This is a genomic window from Streptomyces sp. CA-251247 (assembly GCF_050952975.1).
Classification (GTDB): Bacteria; Actinomycetota; Actinomycetes; order Streptomycetales; family Streptomycetaceae; genus Streptomyces; species Streptomyces achmelvichensis.
Map to the genome: position 1 here is coordinate 8,038,352 of NZ_CP191861.1, position 18,495 is coordinate 8,056,846.

Sequence of the window (18,495 nt, forward strand, 5' to 3'; positions counted from 1 at the left end):
TTCGGCGCCGCACCTTCCGTGGGCCGGCAGCGTTTCGGTGCAGTGAGGGGGGCTCTGAGACTGCGACTGCCGTTTGGTCCGGGGTCAGTGGTCGGTGAGCATGCCGGCCCGGAGTTTGCCGAGGGTGCGGTTGAGGAGGCGGGACACGTGCATCTGGGAGATGCCGAGCTCCTCGCCGATGTCGGCCTGCGTCATTTCCTGGCCGAAGCGCATCTGCAGGATGCGGCGCTCGCGGTCGTCGAGCTGTGCGAGCAGCGGCGCGAGGGCGTGCAGGTTCTCCGTCGGTTCCATCGCGGGGTCGATGTCGCCGAGCGTGTGGGCGATGGCGCGGCCGCCGGTGCCGGTGGGCGCGTCGTCGCTGTCGGCGTTCGGGGTGTCGAGGGAGCCGGCGGTGTAGCCGTTGGCGGCGATCAGGCCCTCGATGATCTCGTCCTCGCTCAGGTCGAGCAGCTCGGCGCTGAGGTACGGCAGTCACTCCATGTGATGATGTGATCATGACGTGGCTGAGGGAATGCGGGAGGCGGCCGGTCAGGCTCGTGGCGGCGGCAAGTGTGGCGCTTGCACTGACCGCCTGCAACGGCTCCGACGATGAGCGCTCCGGCAGTCGCGAGGCGGAGTATAAACGCGTCGTCGAGGACCCTCACCCGGGTCCGGCCGACGTCATTGAGGCGGCCGGCGCACCCAGTGGCGTGGTCCGCGCAGACGACGGCTCGCTGCTCCTGACGTACTACATCAGCAACGTCGAGGACGACGAAGGACCGGCCGCCTCCGCCTGGCGCATCGTGGACTCCGACGGCCGCACGGTCGCCGAGCACGCGGAACACACGGACGCGGAGGCGGGGCAGGCCGCGTTCAAGGGAATACGCGGTGGCTTCCTACAGGTGCCGCCCGGGGCGGGAGCGGGTGAAGGATCAGTCCTCGACGTACACGGCAAGCGGCGCAAGGTCGTCGTCACGGAAGCCGCGTTGCGGACCCGCCCCGGCGACATCCTGCTCGTCGCGCCGGAGCCGATCCTCATTTACCGCCCCGCCACGCGCACCGTGGCGCCACCGGCCGGAGTCTGGGAAAACGCCATCCGGCTCGCCGCCGACGAGCGGGGCACGGTCTGGAGCCTGGGCCAGCCCGTCGCCGAAGAACCCTTCAGCGTCGTATGGCAGCGCGGTGGTCGTACGCTCGGCCGCACGGTCGTGCCGAAGCCGTACAGGGGAGGCGCCCTCACTGCGCGGGGTGGCACTGCAGCGTTGTCCCTCACTCAGGGCCACAGCACGCGCGGCCTGTTGGTGACGACGGACGGCGGCGGGCACTGGAAGACAGTTCTCGACGGTGGAATCCCCTTCAGCGCCCTGAAGCGTGGCCCGGAATGGCTCGTCATGCAGGTGTTTACGGACGGACGGCTGCTCGTCGGCGAGGAGGGCGGCCGGTACTGGGTCGCCGACGACCGCACCAACAGCCGCTTCTACGAGCTGAAGACGCCGGCGAAATTCACGTCGCTCACCGTCGACGGCACCACGATCTACGGCATCGCGGATGCGACGACGGCGACATACGACCTGGTGAAGGGCGAGGGTCTGTGGATCTCTCGCGACGCCGGACGCGAGTGGCGACGCTACCAGCAACGCGGATAGCGTAGGAACGAGTGTGTGGACGTATCCGCATGCTCCCGACCGCCGCACCACCTGCCGCGGCTGACCTCCCCTCAATTGTGATGAGGCGGGCTTCTTGCGGGCCCTGGGCAGGGTAGTGGCACTCTTGCTGCGCCTTGTTGACGCGGACATGCCTGAAGGGGATCGACGACTACCCCGCTTACACCATGGGCCGGGCCGCCGAGATGATCGGGACAACCCAGTCCTTCCTCCGCGCGATCGGCGAAGCCCGCCTCATCACCCCGCTGCGCTCCGAGGGTGGCCACCGCCGCTACTACCGCTACCAGCTGCGCATCGCCTCCCGCGTGGGTGAACTCGTCGACCAGGGCACGCCCATCGAGGCCGCCTGCCGCATCATCATCCTCGAAGACCAACTCGAAGAAGCCCAACGCATCAACGCCGAACACCGCCGCACCACCGAAACGGCGCACCCGACGAACGCCGCCTGAGACCGCTTGGACTTGCGGCTCTCCCGGCAGCCTTGCGGCCGTCAGGCAAGGGTTGCGGTTGCCCTTACGTATAGTTGCGACTGCCGTTGCGCTGACTCGCGGTAATGCACGTTTCGTGGGTCTGCATTGTGCGAGGTCAGCAGGCACTCACCGGCCCTGTTCTTTGACTTTCCAGCTCGGACTCGGCGTGTCTGCGCCCACCGCCGCCTATTCGGCCCTTCGGTCCAGGTCCGCCTGGCGGTGCGGCCGATTCGTCAGCCGGTCGTGCGGACGCGGTGGACGCTGTCCAGAGCGGCCGCTCCGGCGGCGGCCTTGTCCACGACGTAGGCGGTGCCGCGGTGCAGCACGACGTGGTTGGTGTTCGTTCCGGTCGGCAGGTCCGCGAGTACCGTGCTCTTGCACGGGTCGACCACGGTGGTTGTGCCGGATCCCCGGTTGGCCACGTACACGTGGCCGGTCCGATCGTCGGTCGCGACCGCGAGACTCCCCGCGCCTGTCGGGATCTCCTTTCGGACGACGCCCGCTCGCAGGTCGACCACGGACATCGATCCGGCACCCTGGTTGGCGGTGTAGGCGATGGCGCCGTCGGTGGACAGCGCCACGTCTATGGCGCCCTGGCCGACGGTGATGAACGTGGGCGTTCCCGACGCGGGCCGGACGACGATCAGGCGGCTGTTCGTCAGGTCGGCGGCGACGACGGTGCCCGTCCGTGTGTCGACGGCCAGGCCCGCGGGGGTGGCACCGGGGACAGCGATGCGCTCCTTTTCCTGGTAGGTGCGAGTGTCGAAGCCGACGAGGCTGCCGTCCTCCAGCCCGGCTGTCCAAGCCAGGTTGCGACGGGCGTCGACGACGACGTCCCGCGGGTGCTTCACCCCCGGTAGCGTGGCGAGGTGACGGCCGGTGCGCTGGCTGTAGACGGCGAGGGAGTTGTCCACCGTGTTGGTGGTCCACACGGTGTTGTGCTCGTCGTCCACGGCCACTCCGTAAATGGCTTCGCGCGCACCGGTGGCCGCGTCCGTGACGGGAGGGGTGAAGGCTGCGGTCACGTTCAGGCTGCTGGGATCCACCTTGAGGAGCTGTGACTGGGTCACGGGCGGGAATCCCACCGAACTGGTGACCCACAAAGTGTTGTTCCGCGTCGAGTAGGCGGACTGGTAGAGCCCCTGGGCCAGTTCTGCCGAGTCCACCATGTGATGCGCCTGGCGGGTGTGGGCAGAGGCCAGAGGTGCGGCCGTTGCCGTGTTGAACGGGCCGAGCGCGCAGGTCGCGGAGACGGCAGCGGCGAGCAGGACGCGGCGCCGGATGAGAGAGCGGGTGGGGGACATGGCAGGTGCCTCCTGTAGGAGTGTTGAGGGTGGGGGGTGGGGCCGGGTACATCCGGCACGTCAGGTCCCGAGTGCGATGAGCCGGGATGTGAGAACGTCTGCGACTGTGTCCAGCTGCGGCGGCTGTGTCATCTCGGGGTGTAGACAGTTCAGCGGGTGCTCGGTCAGCCGCCCGGTCAGATAGGGCAGCCAGGCGAGGGGGGTGAGCCACTCCTCGACCCGGGGTGCGGCCGCCGTGAAGAACAGCAGGTCCCCGTCGAAGATCTGGTGTCGATGGGTGCGCATCAGTCGGGCGTTGTTGGTCACCACTCCGAGGACGGCGGTGAGTACCCGTTCGGGTAGCGCGGCCAGGGCGCTGCCCTCGTTGCGGAGGGTGGCCAGGACTCCGTCCCGGGTGAGGGTTCCTGCGACGCCCTCGTAGCCGGCCATGCGCAGCAGGGCGTTGAGTGCGTCGGCCTCGGTGGGGCCGGCGAGGTCGCGCCACTGGTCGGAGGGGTAGGCGTCCATGAGGGCGAGGAGGTCGACCTGTTCGCCGGCCCGCTGCAGATGGCAGGCCACGGTGTGGGCAATGACTCCTCCGACGGACCAGCCGAGCAGCCGGTAGGGTCCGTGCGCCTGGACGGTGCGGATCTGCGCCGCGTAGTCGGCGGCCATCTCGTCCATCGTCGCGGGCAGTGGTTCGTCGTGCTTCAGTCCGCGGGCCTGCAGTCCGTGTACGGGCTGCCCGGCGCCGAGGCGCGGCAGCAGTCCCGAATAGCACCAGCTGAGCCCACCCGCGGGGTGGAACACGAACAGAGGGACACGCTCTCCGCTTGCCCGCAAGGGAAGCAGGACTTCCAGTGCGGTGTCGGTGCCGTCGTTGCCGGTGAGTCGTTCGGCCAGTGCAGCCGGTGTCGGAGCACGGAAGAGGGTGCCGATCGGCGCCCGGTGACCGAGGGTGTCGCGGATGCGGGACATGAGGCGTGCGGCGAGCAGCGAGGTGCCCCCGAGGTCGAAGAACGCGGTGTCCGTGCCGACCTTTTCGACACCGAGCACTTCGGCGAAGAGGCGCGTGAGTGTCTCCTCGGTCGGATTGCGGGGAGCACGGCCGACGGTGGTGTCGGTGACCGGCGCGGGCAGCGCCTTGCGGTCGAGCTTGCCGTTCGGGGTGAGGGGGAAGGCGTCGAGCGGGACGACGGCCGAGGGAACCATGTAGTCGGGGAGGACGGTGCCCAGATGTGCCCGAATGCTCTCCTGGTCGGGCGCGGCCCTCCCGGTGACATAGGCGACAAGACGCTGATCACCGGGCCGGTCCTCGCGGACGATGACGCACGCGCCCGTCACGCCGTCCACCGCCGCCAGGTGCGCCTCGATCTCGCCGGGTTCGAGGCGCTGCCCGCGCAGTTTGACCTGATGGTCGGTGCGTCCGAGGTAGACAACCTCCCCGTCGGTCCTCCATTGCGCCAGGTCGCCCGTGCGGTACATGCGGGAGCCGGCGGGTCCGTATGGGTCGTCGACGAAGCGCTCTGCCGTCAGTTCCGGGCGGTTGAGGTACCCGTCGGCGAGCTGCGCGCCGGCAAGGTGGAGCTCTCCGGTGACGCCGGGCGGGCAGAGCTGTCGCGCGGCGTCCAGGACGTAGAGCCGGGTGTTCCACACGGGCCGGCCGATGGGGATTGGTCCGCTTCGCCCGAGCTCGCAGGTGTGGTGGGTGACGTCCACCGCGGCTTCGGTCGGGCCGTACAGGTTGTGCAGCCGCGCTGTGGGCATCGTGCGGTGGAACTCGCGCACGACGTCCTGGGGCAGAGCTTCGCCGCTGGCGAAGACGTCCCGCAGTGACGTGCAGCGTGCGGCTTCCGGTTCGGCGAGGAATAGCTGGAGCATGGACGGTACGAAGTGGCAGACGGTGACTCCCCGTTCCTGGACTGTGCGGGCCAGGTACAGCGGGTCCCTGTGTCCGTCGGGTGCGGCGACGACGAGCGTGGCACCCTCGCGCAGCGCCCAGAAGAACTCCCAGACGGAGACGTCGAAACCGGACGGCGTCTTCTGCAGAACACGGTCGCCCGGGGCGAGCGGGTAGGTGTGCTGCATCCATCGCAATCGGTTGTCGATGGCCGCGTGGGACACCACCACGCCCTTAGGACGGCCGGTCGAGCCCGAGGTGTAGATGACGTAGGCGGGATGCCGTGGTGTCAACCCAGGGGGTGTGTCCGACGGTGGGGGCGCCGGGTCGTCCGTGTGATCGACGACGAGGGTCGCGGCATTGGTGCCGGGCAGGTGCGGGAGGGTCGCCGCATCGGTGAGGATACAGACGGGCGCCGCATCTTCGAGCATCGCGCCGATCCGCCCCGGGGGATGACCCGGGTCGAGTGGCAGGTAGGCACCGCCGGCCTTGAGCACCGCGAGGAGGGCGACGACGAGTTCGGCGGAGCGCGGCAGGGCGACCGCCACCAGTGCCCCGGGCCGGACTCCCCTGGAGACCAGCCGGGAGGCGAGTTGGCCGGCCTGCGCGTCGAGTTGGGCGTAGGTCAGAGTCCGTTCGGCGAAGATGAGAGCCGGTGTCGTCGGGGTACGGCGCGCCTGCTCCTCGATCGGTGCGGCAAGGGTCGTGGTGGGCAGGAGGCGCTCTGTGTCGTTGAAGTCGACGAGCACCCGCCGGCGTTCCTCGGCTGTCGCGATACCCAGCGCCGCGAGGGGCGCCGCCGGGTCGGTTTCGAGGGCACGGGCCAGGAGGTCCAGGAAGCGTTCCTGATGCGACGCGAGCGCGTCGGTCGTGTAGAGGGCTGGGTTGGCGTCGTGGTCGATCCGCAGGCCCCGCCCGTCGCCGCGGTCGTAGACGTTCAGTGTGAGGTCGTCGACGGGGCCGGCGGAGAGGTTGTACGAGGTGGCGGTGACGTCCCCGAAGGACAGCGGATGGTCGAAGGGCATGATGTTGATCAGCGGGCCGACCGGCGCGCGTCCCTCGCCGAGCAGGCCGTGGTCACGTCTGATGTCCTCGATGCGGTAGCGCTGGTGGCGGCGCGCGCTGCGGACGGCGAGCACGGCCTGGCGGGTCAGCCCGGCCAGGGTCGTGTCCGGGGTGACCGTCAGCCGCAGCGGCAGCACATTCATCACCATGCCGGGGATCCGCAGGGCGACCGAGCCGAGGCGCCCCATCATCGGCATCCCCAGCACCACATCCGGCGTGCCGGTGACCCGGGAGACGTACAGGGCTTTGACCGCGATCAGTACCTCGGGCCAGGTCGCCCGCAAGTCCTCGGCGAGCTCGCGCAATCGGGCAGTGAGGGTCGAGGGCACCGTCGTGCCGCGCCGCAGGAATGTGTGGGAGGCGAGCATGCTGCGTCCGGCAAGCACGGGCGCCTGCGGGCGGTCCGCGAGTGTCTCGGTCCAGTGCTTCCGGTCGGCGGTGAACCGGTCGGAGGCGCGGTAGGCGACATCGTCCTCGATCAGGTCGGTGAGTCGGCCGAAGGTGCGCTCCGCCGGCTCCGTCCCGGCAGCCAAGGCCGCGTACACCTCCGCAACGCGGCGGGCGAGCAGTGAGTAGCCGAAGCCGTCCAGCACCATGTGGTGCACACACTGGTACCAGAGCCACTGACGGTCCCCGACCCTGAGCAGGCCGTGGCGGAAGGGTGGGCCCGCGGCAAGGTCGAAGGGCCGGGCAACGTCATGGTCCATCCAGGCACGGGCCGCTGCCTGTGCGTCGGCTTCCGTGCGCAGATCGGCCGAGTGCAGGGGGAATCCGGTACCGGATGCGGCCGGATCGATGGGGAACTGCCGTGGCCCGTCGGGGGTTTCCACGATCCGCACGCTGAGGGTCTCCGCCTCGGCCGCGGTCTGCCGCAGTGCCTGCACCAGGAGCTCGGGTCGCAGATCCCCGTCGAGGACCACGTACTCGGCCGTGTTGAGTGCCGGGCTGCGGGGGTCGATCGCCTGAGCGAACCACATGCCCTGTTGCGCGGCCGTGAGCGGTAGACCGGGCATGGCTGCCCGTGCCGGGTGCACGGGGGAGGGTTCGGTGGTGCGCGCGGCCGTCACTCGTGAGCTCCCAGCAGGGTGGCCCACGCTTCGATGGCCGGGCGATCGGCGAGGTCCACGAACGAGATTTCGGCCGCGTGTTCCCGCCGCCACCGCTCGACCAGACTCATCAGCCGGACCGAGTCGAGTCCGTGGTCGCCGAGGTTCTCGTCGTCAGGGATGTCGGCGGGGTCCTCGCCGAGGACGTCCGCGACGTCCTGACGTATTTTCTGCACGGTGAGCGCCATGGTTCATTTCCCCTGGGTGAGGATCGAGTCGGTGGTGGTGACGACGGCGCACCGGCCCGCGGCCCAGCGCAGCGCCGAGTGGTGCTCCCGTTCGCCGAAGTCGGCGACGGCGTCGGCGACGACGAATGCCTCGATGTCGCGCATCCAGGCGTCGCACGCCGTCGCGATCACACCGATGTGGGCGTACACGCCCGTGATCACCAGTTGGTCGCGGTCGTGGCGTTCGAGGAGAGCTGCGAGGGATGAGCGCACGAAGGCGCTGTACTTCCATTTGGTGAGGACCGTGTCGCCGGCCTCCGGCGCCACGGCGTCCGCAATGGCCGAGGTTTGTGGGTCGTCGGGCAGGCCGGGGCCCCAGAAGTCCTGCTGGAGTCCACGCTCCTGAGGGCTCTGGCCGCCGGGCTGGGCGGAGTAGACAACGGGGATGCCCCGGTTCCTGGCGTGGTGTGTCAACCGGGCGGTGTTGCCGAGGAGTTCACTCACCGGCGAGGTGTGGTTCCCGAAGGCCGATAAGAAGTGGTTCTGCAGGTCGTGGACGAGTAGAACCGCCCGGGCTGGGTCAACCGCCCAGTTGGCTCGGTTCTCGGGCAGGGCGGTGGCGTCGGGCATGGGGTACGGGGCGATGACGGGCAGCGCCATGGAACAGTGCCTTTCAGCGAGGAGGGCGGGCTGAAGTGGTGCGCAGGTCCGTCTTGCTGACCTTGCCGATGGCGGTGGAGGGGAACGCTTCGACGAACTCCACCCGGTCGGGGACCTTGTAGGCAGCCAGCCCGCGGTCTCTGACGAACCGCCGGAGGGCGGCGGGGCGCAGCTCGGCGCCGGGGCGGAGGATGACGTAGGCGCAGGAACGCTCGCCGAGGTAGTCGTCGGGGACGGAGACGACGGATACGTCGTGGACGGCGGGATGTCCGAGGATGACGTTCTCGACCTCTTCCGCGGCGATCTTCTCCCCGCCGCGGTTGATCTGGTCCTTTGCGCGCCCCTCCACGACGAGGTGTCCGCTCGGTGTCGCCCGGGCGATGTCGCCGGTGCGGTAGAACCCGTCCGGTGTGAAGGAGCGGGCGTTGTGCTCGGGCGCCCTCCAGTAACCGCGGATGGTATAGGGGCCGCGAGTGAGCAGATGGCCGGCCTCGCCGGGCGGAACGTCCCGGTCCTCCTCGTCGACGATGCGGACTTCGTCGTCGGGCGATATCGGCCGGCCCTGGGTGGTGACAACGGTTTCCTCGTCGTCGTCGAGCCGGGTGTAGTTGACGAGACCTTCGGCCATCCCGAAGACCTGCTGGAGGGCGCAGCCGAGCGCGGGCCGTATTCGCCGGGCCGCCTCCTCGCTCAGTTTGGCGCCTCCCACCAGCAGAACCTCGAGACTGCCGAGGTCATGGCTGGTGTGCGGAGCGGCCTCCATCCACAGCAGGGCGAGCGGGGGGACGAGCCCGGTGATGGTGACACCTTCGCGCTCGATGAGCTGGAAGGCGGTGTCGGGAGAGGGGGCGGGGCACAGGACGACGCGTGCGCCGGCACACAGAGCCCCTAGCGAACCGGGGGAGCTGAGCGGGAAGTTGTGCGCAGCGGGCAGGACGACGAGATGGACGCTGTTCTCGTCGACCGCGCATATCTCGTTCGATCCGCGCACCGAGTACAGATAGTCGTCGTGGGTGCGGGGAATCAGCTTCGGCACGCCGGTGCTGCCGCCGGACAACTGGAGGAAGGCCACGTCCGAGGCCTGCGGGCCGCTGTGGGAGTAGGGCCGGTCGGGTTCCCGCGGAACCGATGCGAGTGCGGTGTGTCCACCCGGGTCTCCCACCACGAACACATGACGCAGCGCGCGGGCCTGCGCCTTGACACGCGCGGCGAGCTCACGGTGGTCGAAGCCCTCGTGCCGGTCCGCGATCACATAGGCCACGGCCTCGGAGAACTCGCAGAAGTACCGGATCTCCGTCTCCCTGTGGGCGGGCAGCGCGAACACGGGCAGCGCACCGATCCGGAACAACGCGAAGACGACCTCGAAGAACTCGGCGATGTTCGGGAGCTGCACCACCACCCGGTCGCCGCGGCCGATCCCGGCGGCGAGGAACCCGGCGGCGAGCCGGTCGGCGCGGCGGTCGAGTTCGCCGTACGTCCACCGTCGCCCTTCACCGGCGGGGTCGACGACGGCGACACGATCGGGGAACTCCTGTGCCCTGGCGGCCAGCATCTGCCCGAAGGTCTCCCCCTGCCAGTAGCCTGCGGCACGGTAGCGCTCGGCGAAGGCGGCCGGCCAGGTCGGCGCGTCGGCGCTCACAGCCGGGCCCCGACCGCTTCGAGGAAGGTGCGGAACTTGGCGGTCGTCTCGGCGGTCTCGGCCACCGGGTCCGACGACGCCACCACGCCCGCGCCGGCGAACAGGCGCAGACTGTCGGCGCCCGCCTCCGCACAGCGGATGGTCACCACCCACTCGCCGTCACCCGCGGCATCGCCCCAGCCGACGACACCCGAGTACAGGCCCCGGTCGAAGGGCTCCAGTTCGCTGATGACGTCGCGGGCCAGGTCGGTCGGGTCGCCGCAGACGGCGGGTGTGGGGTGCAGCGCGCAGGCGAGTTCGAGTGCCGAGGCCGGCTCGGGGCCGAGCGTGCCGGTGATGGTTGTCGACAGATGCCACATGGCGGCCGTCTTCACCAGCGTGGGTCGGTCGGGGACGACGAGATCCACGCAGTAGGGGGCGAGCGCCTCACCGATGGCGCTGACGACGACCGCGTGCTCAAGCAGGTCCTTGGGCGACTCGAGCAGCGCGGCAGCCCTGCGCACATCTTCGGCGAGGTCGCTGCTCCGGGGTGCCGAGCCGGCCAGCGGATTCGCGAGCAGGCTGTGGCCACGCCGGGAGACGAGCAGTTCGGGGCTGGCCCCCAGGAGGGTGCGGCCTGCGCCCGTCGGTACTGCGAAGGTGTAGCCGCGCGGGTCGCGCCGGGCGAGCCGCTGCAGCATGCCCGGCACGTCGGGAGCACTGTCGCCGTGCAGATCCAGCGCGCGGGCGAGGACGACCTTCCTGAACTCGCCTGCCGTCATACGGCGTACGGCGGCGGCAACCGCTGTCGCGTACGCGTCCGGCCCCGGCACGGGCCTTATGTCCCAGGTGATGTCCTCCGGCGCGGGGGCCGGTAACGCGATCAGGGGGTCCCGGCCGAGTGCCGGCCCTCGTCGTACCTGGCCAAGGACGGCGAGGGCGGCCGGCGCGGAGGGGTCGAAGGGGATCGCTCCCATCACCACGGGCTCGGGCAGTCCGTCGGCACAGGCCTGTGCGAGGACGTCCTCGACCCGCTCGGTGAGCGGCCGCGCGTCGTGAGGTACGGGAAGACCGTCTCCGCGGGCGAGGAGCGTTCGGGTTGGCGAGGCGAAAAAGCGGTCCGTGTCGGGTCGATAGGCATCGAGCAGGGCCGTCGCCGTACCGACGACGTCGGCTCCGGACTCCTCGGCGAGGAGCGAGTCGTGGACCGTGGTCACCTTGAGTTCTCCCAGTTTCTCCGGCCCCGGTGGGGGGTTGAGGGGGAATGCGCGATCGGGCGGGCGTCAAGTCTTGAAAGTGAGGCAAGGCTCACCTACTGTTTCTGGTGGCAGTTTTGCTCTCCGCCCGGCCGAATCGGCTTCTGTGGGCGTGATGGAGCGACGCCCGACTGCGCACATTAGTGGCGACCAGGTATCCGTGGCCCGCTAGTTGACAGGCCCTGACGTGGGGTGTTCTGGCCTGAAGCGCAGGTCAAGGGAACGCAAAGCAGTCAACCCGCAAGAACTGCGTGGCGTTGCGCAGCTTTGGAGCATCCGCCGAGGGTGCCTGTCCGAAGTCGTAGAGTTGGCCTCATGGCGGGGAGGCTTCTTTGGCGAGGGACGCGTCTCCCGGGGCGCTACACGCCATCGATGCGCTGGTCGTTGGCCGAAGTTGTACACGGTGACGGTCGCGAATCCGCCTTCGCCGCTGATGGTGTACGCGCCGGGGCCGGTGTAGGGCGCGCAGCCGCCGGCGAGGATGTCATCCTCGTTGAAGCCGGTGTCGTCCTCCCCTACGAAGGCGCAGACCTCGGTGAGGGGGTGGGGAACGTACCGGTGCTCAGAGCCGCCGAACAGCGGATAGAGCGGCAGGGTGGGTGTTGAAGGAGGGATCCGGCACAACCACCGTGGTCGACCCGTTCAAGGGCACGGTACACGCGGGCCTGCTGACCGGAACGAACACGAACCACGTCGTGTTGCTCCGCGGCACTGCCTATGTCACCAGCCGGGTCCGCGAGGCCCAGCAAGGCACCGACTACCAGGATTTGGACATGAGTCCCGAAAGCGTGAAGGAGACGACGCACACGGTCGCCATCAACGCAGTCCACCTGGCACGCCGGCTTGCTGACCGTCTCTGCCCGCCCAGCTCAGACGTAGCTGGCGCAGCTGGTCGCGGCCCAACTTAAGCACCCCGACGCGCTCCAGGAGACGACGGTCATGCCGATGGAGATGAATCCGGCCGCGTAGGCGTGTTCGGAAGGGATCCGGAGTCGTGCAGCTTCCTGACGATCACAGCAGTACTCTTTCGTCGCGAGGGAGTGGAGCCTTGTGCTTGTCGCCCCAGTTCGGTCGCACCGCGACGACCCCGCCGATCAGCGCAGCCATCTGGGCCAGCCTCCGCCGGATCCGCGTGGCGGGAGCGTGATGGCCCATGAGGCAGTGGCTGGCTTGCGTCCATAGCGTCGGCCGCGCCCCGTGACCCTCTCCAGCGGCCTCAGTCGCAGCCCCCTGCTACGGCCCGTCCGGAGTGGCCGGCGACATCGGCTCCGGGCGTGCGAGCAGGCGCAGACAGCCTGGCGTGGACGAACGGGATCCGAAGGCGTCGTAGGAGCGAACGCGCCGCGGGAGCCCGTTGCCTGCGGCGCTGCTGCTCCGAACGCTGATGTGGTGATCGGTCCGAAGCGGTCTTTGTTGCACGGGCCTTGCTGCCTATCCTGGCGGTATGTACGACGTGGACGAGCAGGCGGTGCGGGCGGTGCTTGAAGGCGAGCTGCGGCTGCTCGGTGTGCCGGTGCGGGCGTCGGCGGAGACGGTGGGCGAACTGCTGGATGCCGAGTTCGTCGAGTTCGACACGTCGGGGAAGCGGTGCGACCAGGCGTCGGTTGTCGCCGCATATCGCGGCGCCGTCCCGCTTGATGAGACGCTGACCGTGTCGGACATGGCTGCGGCTCTGCTCGCGCCGGGACTTGTCCATGTGACGTACCGGTCCGGCAGCAACGACGGTTGTGCCCTCCGGAGTTCGCTGTGGCGTCGCACACCGGCCGGCTGGCGCCGCTATTTCCACCAGGGCACCCTCTCCGAGGGCACCTGACGCCCGGGCCGCGATCGGCCCTGTCGGGGAGCACTCCAAAGCCAAATGGTCAGGGGCTCTCGGTGGAAATATGAGTGCGGAGGGTCGTGATGCCGCGCCGAATGTGGGTTTTGACGGTGTCCAAGGGCGTGCCGGTGTGGGTGGCGATCTGCTGGTGGGCGTGGTCGTGCAGGAAGGCGAGGGCGAGCATCTGCTGTTGTGTTTCTGGAAGGCCGTGCAGGACAGCGGGGACGAGGAGTCGCTCCAGTGCACCTTGGAAGAAGACCGGGGTGGGGAAGGGCGCCTCCTCCGGTCATGACTGCTCGCGAGGTCGAACATGCGCTTGCCCGAACGAGCGCCGCTGGGGGCGTCCGTCAGCGGAGCTTCTTGTCCAGGAATCCTGTGATCGTGCGCATCACCGTGCGGGTGGTCCATTTCTTGCCGGACTCGGGGTCGTCGAGGAAGGCCAGGTCCCCGTGGTCGGGCCCTTGACGACGTAGCGCGTACCCTCCACCCGCTTTGCCCTGAGGGCGTCGAGCAGGATCAGTGACTGGCTGAGCGAGATGATGTGGTCGATGTCGCCCTGGAGCACGATGACGGGGGCCGAGGACGGCCGAGGTAACTGGCCGGGGCGGCCGCGCGGTTGGCGGCGTGGTCGGTGGCCACGGTCCTGGTCGAACCCTGGCCGAAGACATAGGCGTTGATGAAGCTGTCGGGCGCTGGATTACGCCGGGCATCGCCGCTCGGGAGCTCCGTCTTTTGCCAGTGAAGTGCACCAACTTGTCACTCTGGGCCCGAACCACCTAGCCCAGCACGGGTACGTTCCCCATCGCCCCCACTCACGCCATCGGCTCTAGACACCTTCATGCCTCAGGAGCCGGCCATCACGGCTGCTCACCCAGACCTGCCAGGACGGCCCCGGTCTGCGGGAGGTCGGCGAGACCGCGGATTGTCGCCGTGCCGGATCGACGATGTAGATCCCGCTCCCAGACGGCGCGTCCACACAGAGCGCTCGAAGGTCCTCTCTGACGATGACGTTGCGGATGTCGTCGCCGGAGGCGGCGGTCGTGTCGGTCGCTGGGTCACTCTTCCGGCTGCGCGTCGATTTCGGCGATGAGGTTCTCGATGAGTCCCTTGATCTCGTCCGGGATGGGGCGGACGGCTTCGACGCCTTGGCCGGCCGGGTCCTCCAGGACCCAGTCCAGGTACCTTTTGCCGGAAGTAGGGGCAGGCGTCGCCGCAGCCCATGGTGATGACGTAGTCGGATGCCTGGACGGCCTCGGTGGTCAGCACCTTCGGCTTATGGTTGGAGATGTCGATGCCCAGTTCGGCCATGGCGGCGACGGCAGCGGGGTTGACCTGGTCCCCGGGCAGGGAGCCGGCGGATCGGACCTCGACCGGTCGCCGGCGAGGTGGCGCAGGAACCCTGCCGCCATCTGGGAGCGGCCCGCGTTGTGGACACAGACGAAGAGAACTGAGGCGGCAGGAGCGGAGGACATGAGTTCTTCCTAGGGGTGAGGCAACTGCGGTGGGGATGTGGCGGCTCAGCGGGCGAGCTGGGTGAGGAGTTCGGTGATGTGGGCGTCGATTGGCCGACGCCGAGGGCCGTGTTGGGCTCCGGCGCGCGTGTGGTGCGCGGCCGGCTGCTGGAGGAGGTGCGACTGTGTGCACGGTAGAGGCGGACGGAGACCGGGTTGTCGTCTTCGGGCGCGTCGAGTTCGTCGATCCCGTCGAGGAGCAGGCCGTTGTCGACGCAGAGGTCTTCCCATAGTTTCGGCGTGAGCAGCCACATCTCGACGGTCTGGTCCTCTCCGTCGGCGAGGGGGAGGATCTCCGTGTGCGGGGCTACGCTCGATGAGGGGCCACGGCCGTGGGAGTTGGTGTGCAGCACGGAGAAGGCGAGGAGTCCGCCGGCCTTGAGGCCCTGGCGGACGGCGGGTAGCAGGCGGTGGGGGTTGATGTAGCCGAAGCCGTGGATGGAGTAGATGACGTCGTAGGGTTCCGCGCGCTGCAGATATTCGACGGCGTCGGCGTGGATGAGGGTGAGGCCCGGCAGGTCGTCGTACCGGGCGGTGGCCCGTGCGTGCTGGCTGGCGGATGCCTCCACCGCGTCGACCGTGGCGCCGTGCTCACGCACCAGGTGGGCGGCGTGCTTGCCCAGGCCGGAAGCCAGGTCCAGGACACGCAGGCCGGTCAGGTCGCCGAGCACGTCGGCGCCGGGGCCAGTCGGCCAGAACCCCAGGAGATGCGCTCCACTTCCGGGACCTTGGTGCCGCCTTGGAGATGGTGATTCCCGTACGTGGACCAGGCTCGGGCGTTGACTGCTTCGGGCTCCGGCCTGTGCATAGCGCTCCTTGGTGACGGGGGGAGTGGCGGGGCCGCGCCGGGTTGCGCGGCCCCGCGGTGACCTCGGCTGGCGGCCGCCGGTCAGCGGTCCTTGGCGAGGGCGTACAGGGATATCCGTCGGGCCGTGACGTCGTGCGGGCGGCGTCGTTGAACGGGATACCCCCGTGTGTGGAGCCCCCGGTGACGAAGCCCCGGGGGCCCGGCGTAGCGAATGGACGGGGTGCGTGTTCCCCGGCGGCGGGTATCCGTGGTGATCACTGTCCGAGCAGGCAGCTAGTCTCAGCGGACTTGCACGTCAACGCCCGGGGGGGCTTCGTGGGTTCCACACGTACCACTACTTTGGCTTCGGCCGCTGTCGTCCTTGCGATGGGCAGCATCCTTGCGGCATGCGGGCCGACAGGAGACAAATCGGCGGACGGGAAGGCCGCAGGGGCGACGGCTCCGCCGCAGCGGACGACACCAGTGATCCCGCTGTCGGAGTTGGGCGGTCCGGAGTTGCAGGACAAGGCGCTGGCCGCGATGCACGCCACCAGCTCGCTGCGGTGGCGCGTCCACGAGGTCGAGAACGGTGTCGAGATCGACATTTCTGTGGACCGGAGAGGGCAGTGCCGGGGTTCCATGGACCTGGATGGCGAAACTGTCACGTTCATCCGGACCACCGACACCATGTTCTTCAGGCCCGACGCGGCCTTCGTGCGGAGTACGTGGGCCAAGGGCCGGCCTACCGGGCAGGCCGATGCCATCGTCGCCCGGATGGCCGGTCGGTGGAACCAGCTCAAGAGGAACGATCCCAGCGCCACGGGCATGGAGGGCTTTTGCAACATGAACGCCCTCCTCGCCGCTTTGACCAGCAGCCCCTTGGCCCTCACCGGACAGCCGACGGTGCTGGGCGGCCAAGAGGTCGTGACGCTGTCTGTCCCGCAGAAGGACTGGACCAACACCTGGTACATCGCCGCGAAGGGCGCCCCCTACATCCTCAAAATGACCCGGAGCGACAAACCCAACTGGAGCGAGATCTCCGCGCACAACCAGCCAGTCGACGTGACGCCGCCCGCCGGCGACATCCAGGACCTCAACTAGAGCCACCGGTCCGGCCCGGCCCGGACGTCGCCTCGGCCCTCGGCTGCGGGATCAACCCCGGGGGCTGGGGGGCAGTTCGACCGCACCCAACTCTTGCGAATTTCGCAATTCATTGCGACCATCGCAATATGCATCAGCTGAGTGAACTCGCTGCCATTGCGCACCCGTTGCCCGTGCCCGCTCCTGTGACCGGTCCGGTCGCGACCCGCCAGCAGGGCGGCCCGGAAGGCGACGCGGAAGACGCCAACCAGCACATCCACGACTCGTGCCAGCCGGACGAGAGCGTCCTCCCCCACCCGGATGACGATGACGATCACTTCGTCGAGATCTGCGACCAGATCGAGCGGGATCGCCGGGAGTACGCCGAAGACCTCGAAGCCGCCAGTCACGGCATGGAGGAGGATCCGCTCATCCTGGCCCTGCGGGAGGAGCGGGGGAAGAAGCAGCAGGCGGATGCACGGATCCGCCAATACCTGGCCTACGCGAGGGAGTTCTACCCTCCGCGCCGCTACAAGCTTGAGGAGTTGGCCCAGGCTTCGGGATACAAGTTCTCGAGCGTGCGCACCGCCTACGGTGACAAGGAGATCACTCAGGTCGCCGATCGGATCAAGCGGCCACCCATCCGCGCCACCACCGATGTTGAAGGGGGGCAGCAGCCGTGACCCCCACATCCGGGGGATCCCTGCCCCATCTGGTCGCGAGGGGCGGCCGCCGGAGATGCCTCTACCAGCTGATCGCGGACGACCTGCGCGAGCAGATCCGCTCCGGGCAGTTCAAGCCGGGCGAGCAGATTCCCTCAATGCGCTTCCTACGTGACTATCACCAGGTCGCCGACATGACGGCTCGCTCCGCGGTGCGGGTCCTCGAGGAAGAGGGGCTGGTCCACACGAACCGTATCGAGACCGCCCCGGCCCAGCCGGACTACATCCGACACGGCCTGGACCGTTGATCGACTACGGGGTCGGCTTCTGGTTGGTCTCGATACGGGCTGCCCGGGTGCATTGCCCCGGACCTGGCGTCTCGGCCTGTGGGCTGGGCCGTCTGAGGGTGAAAGGAAGGTCGCTGGAGGCGCGAGGCCGCAGGACACCTCCGTCCATGCCCCCGGCTAAAGTCGTGCCTGACCACCGGCCGCCTGCCCGTATTGCGAGGTCCCCCCAATGCCATCCCCCGTTCCGGAGAGCCACGACGAGCTGGTTCAGCACTTCGGCCGTGAGGGACTGCGGCGATTTGGGCGGGCGAGCGTGTCGGGTGCCCGCATGCCTGAGGCCGCGACTGTCTTCCTCGAAGTCAGCGGCGTACCGGTGGCTGTTGCTCCCTACTTCCACGCTCCGCTGGCTGATGACGCTGTAGCTCTAGGCGCCGTTGCTGCCCGTTCGTCGGGGCCGCGCCCGCATCCGGAGATGGAGAGTTGGCCGCGCATTGGGTCCGACGGTCTAGCTCACCTGTGTGTGCGGCCCGACGGGGCGGTTCAGGCAGTCCTGCTCGAAGAGGTCGCGGATGACATGTTCGTCAACACGGATGCTTCGACTCTGAGTGCTTCACTCCTCGCGCTGGACCGCGCGCAGCCGCTCATTGCGGCAGCGGGCTCAAGGCTGGAGGAGGCTGCGGCCGTTTTCCGTGATCTGTCCAGGGAGCTGCGGCGGATTGATGCGGCTGCTTTCGAGGAGAGGGAGTCGTGGTGGCCTCGTGTTCTGGATGACATCCGGCACACCTTGAACTTCCCGTTCTCTGCGGCGTTCGAGTATGTCGATGCCGCCGGTGCCAAGCAGGTGGTCACCGAGGCGACGGGGTCGGGTCGGCCGCATCCGGAAGAGCTGATCTGGCGCCGTCTTTCCGGGGAGGGCGTGCAGCCGGGCCAGGTGCGTCGTATCTACTGTGAGCTCGAGCCATGTCTCATGCCCGGCCACTACTGTGCCGTGTGGTTGCACGAGACTTTTCCGCAGGCGCAGTTCACGCACAGCTTCGACTACGGGGCGACAGCTGAGTCCCGCGAACATGGACTCAAAGAGCTGATCACGCACGCCGCTGAGCGGGCGAGGCGTGGCTGATGCGGTGGGAACGTCCTGCTGCCGGCCGTGAACCGGCGGCTGCTGCTCTCCTGGGCTGGCT

The 18,495-nt window shown here is 68.8% G+C and carries 14 protein-coding genes and 3 pseudogenes; 7 read left to right on the forward strand and 10 right to left on the reverse strand.

The window, feature by feature from the left end; translation table 11 throughout:
- Positions 1-84: 84 nt before the first annotated feature.
- Positions 85-447 (reverse strand): annotated as a pseudogene (locus ACQPWZ_RS35965) (sigma-70 family RNA polymerase sigma factor); the annotation flags it as partial.
- A 104-nt stretch (positions 448-551) separates the two neighbouring features.
- On the opposite strand from ACQPWZ_RS35965, the gene ACQPWZ_RS35970 reads away from it, so the two are divergent.
- Entirely contained in the window at positions 552-1,625 is a 1,074-nt protein-coding gene (locus ACQPWZ_RS35970) for a hypothetical protein (protein WP_433573637.1), read from the forward strand.
- Between the two features lie 185 nt (positions 1,626-1,810).
- Complete coding sequence (locus ACQPWZ_RS35975; RefSeq protein WP_433573934.1) at positions 1,811-2,092, forward strand: MerR family transcriptional regulator; 282 nt, start codon at positions 1,811-1,813, stop codon at positions 2,090-2,092.
- A gap of 254 nt (positions 2,093-2,346) precedes the next feature.
- Here ACQPWZ_RS35975 and ACQPWZ_RS35980 read toward each other — a convergent pair whose 3' ends face one another.
- Genes ACQPWZ_RS35980 through ACQPWZ_RS36005 form a run of 6 tightly spaced genes read right to left on the reverse strand, consistent with a single transcriptional unit; the run spans position 2,347 to position 11,129 of the window.
- Positions 2,347-3,417 (reverse strand): YncE family protein, encoded by a 1,071-nt coding sequence (locus tag ACQPWZ_RS35980; protein WP_433573638.1) that lies wholly within the window; start codon positions 3,415-3,417, stop codon positions 2,347-2,349.
- A gap of 60 nt (positions 3,418-3,477) precedes the next feature.
- Positions 3,478-7,374 (reverse strand): amino acid adenylation domain-containing protein, encoded by a 3,897-nt coding sequence (locus ACQPWZ_RS35985; protein ID WP_433573935.1) that lies wholly within the window; start codon positions 7,372-7,374, stop codon positions 3,478-3,480.
- Positions 7,375-7,424: 50 nt separating this feature from the next.
- Entirely contained in the window at positions 7,425-7,655 is a 231-nt protein-coding gene (locus ACQPWZ_RS35990; protein ID WP_433573639.1) for a phosphopantetheine-binding protein, read from the reverse strand.
- A gap of 3 nt (positions 7,656-7,658) precedes the next feature.
- Positions 7,659-8,294: an isochorismatase family protein gene (locus ACQPWZ_RS35995; RefSeq protein WP_433573640.1), complete on the reverse strand. Its 636-nt coding sequence runs from the start codon at positions 8,292-8,294 to the stop codon at positions 7,659-7,661.
- 13 nt (positions 8,295-8,307) lie between these two features.
- Entirely contained in the window at positions 8,308-9,933 is a 1,626-nt protein-coding gene (locus ACQPWZ_RS36000) for a (2,3-dihydroxybenzoyl)adenylate synthase (protein WP_433573641.1), read from the reverse strand.
- Positions 9,930-11,129 (reverse strand): isochorismate synthase, encoded by a 1,200-nt coding sequence (locus ACQPWZ_RS36005; protein ID WP_433573642.1) that lies wholly within the window; start codon positions 11,127-11,129, stop codon positions 9,930-9,932. Before ACQPWZ_RS36005 ends, ACQPWZ_RS36000 begins: the two co-directional genes overlap by 4 nt.
- 1,483 nt (positions 11,130-12,612) lie before the next feature.
- On the opposite strand from ACQPWZ_RS36005, the gene ACQPWZ_RS36010 reads away from it, so the two are divergent.
- A complete protein-coding gene (locus tag ACQPWZ_RS36010; protein ID WP_433573643.1) occupies positions 12,613-12,981 on the forward strand; it encodes a DUF4440 domain-containing protein in 369 nt (122 codons plus the stop codon).
- Positions 12,982-13,030: 49 nt separating this feature from the next.
- On the opposite strand, the gene ACQPWZ_RS36015 is transcribed toward ACQPWZ_RS36010, so the two are convergent.
- From ACQPWZ_RS36015 to ACQPWZ_RS36025, 3 genes and pseudogenes are all read right to left on the reverse strand, one after another.
- On the reverse strand, positions 13,031-13,171 hold the full coding sequence (locus ACQPWZ_RS36015; protein WP_433573644.1) for a sigma factor-like helix-turn-helix DNA-binding protein: 141 nt from the start codon (positions 13,169-13,171) through the stop codon (positions 13,031-13,033).
- 871 nt (positions 13,172-14,042) lie between these two features.
- Positions 14,043-14,459, reverse strand: a pseudogene (locus tag ACQPWZ_RS36020) (arsenate reductase ArsC).
- A 434-nt stretch (positions 14,460-14,893) separates the two neighbouring features.
- Positions 14,894-15,169 (reverse strand): annotated as a pseudogene (locus ACQPWZ_RS36025) (class I SAM-dependent methyltransferase); the annotation flags it as partial.
- Between the two features lie 503 nt (positions 15,170-15,672).
- On the opposite strand from ACQPWZ_RS36025, the gene ACQPWZ_RS36030 reads away from it, so the two are divergent.
- The 4 genes from ACQPWZ_RS36030 to ACQPWZ_RS36045 all read left to right on the forward strand — a co-directional run bounded on the left by ACQPWZ_RS36030 (position 15,673) and on the right by ACQPWZ_RS36045 (position 18,434).
- Positions 15,673-16,386 carry a hypothetical protein gene (locus ACQPWZ_RS36030; RefSeq protein WP_433573645.1) on the forward strand — a complete coding sequence of 238 codons (714 nt, stop codon included), beginning with the start codon at positions 15,673-15,675 and terminating at the stop codon, positions 16,384-16,386.
- Positions 16,387-16,514: 128 nt separating this feature from the next.
- Positions 16,515-17,048, forward strand: a complete 534-nt coding sequence (locus ACQPWZ_RS36035; RefSeq protein ID WP_433573646.1) for a hypothetical protein — start codon at positions 16,515-16,517, stop codon at positions 17,046-17,048.
- A complete protein-coding gene (locus ACQPWZ_RS36040) occupies positions 17,045-17,335 on the forward strand; it encodes a winged helix-turn-helix domain-containing protein (protein ID WP_433573647.1) in 291 nt (96 codons plus the stop codon). Before ACQPWZ_RS36035 ends, ACQPWZ_RS36040 begins: the two co-directional genes overlap by 4 nt.
- Positions 17,336-17,543: 208 nt before the next feature.
- Positions 17,544-18,434 carry a nucleic acid/nucleotide deaminase domain-containing protein gene (locus ACQPWZ_RS36045; RefSeq protein WP_433573648.1) on the forward strand — a complete coding sequence of 297 codons (891 nt, stop codon included), beginning with the start codon at positions 17,544-17,546 and terminating at the stop codon, positions 18,432-18,434.
- Positions 18,435-18,495: the final 61 nt, after the last annotated feature.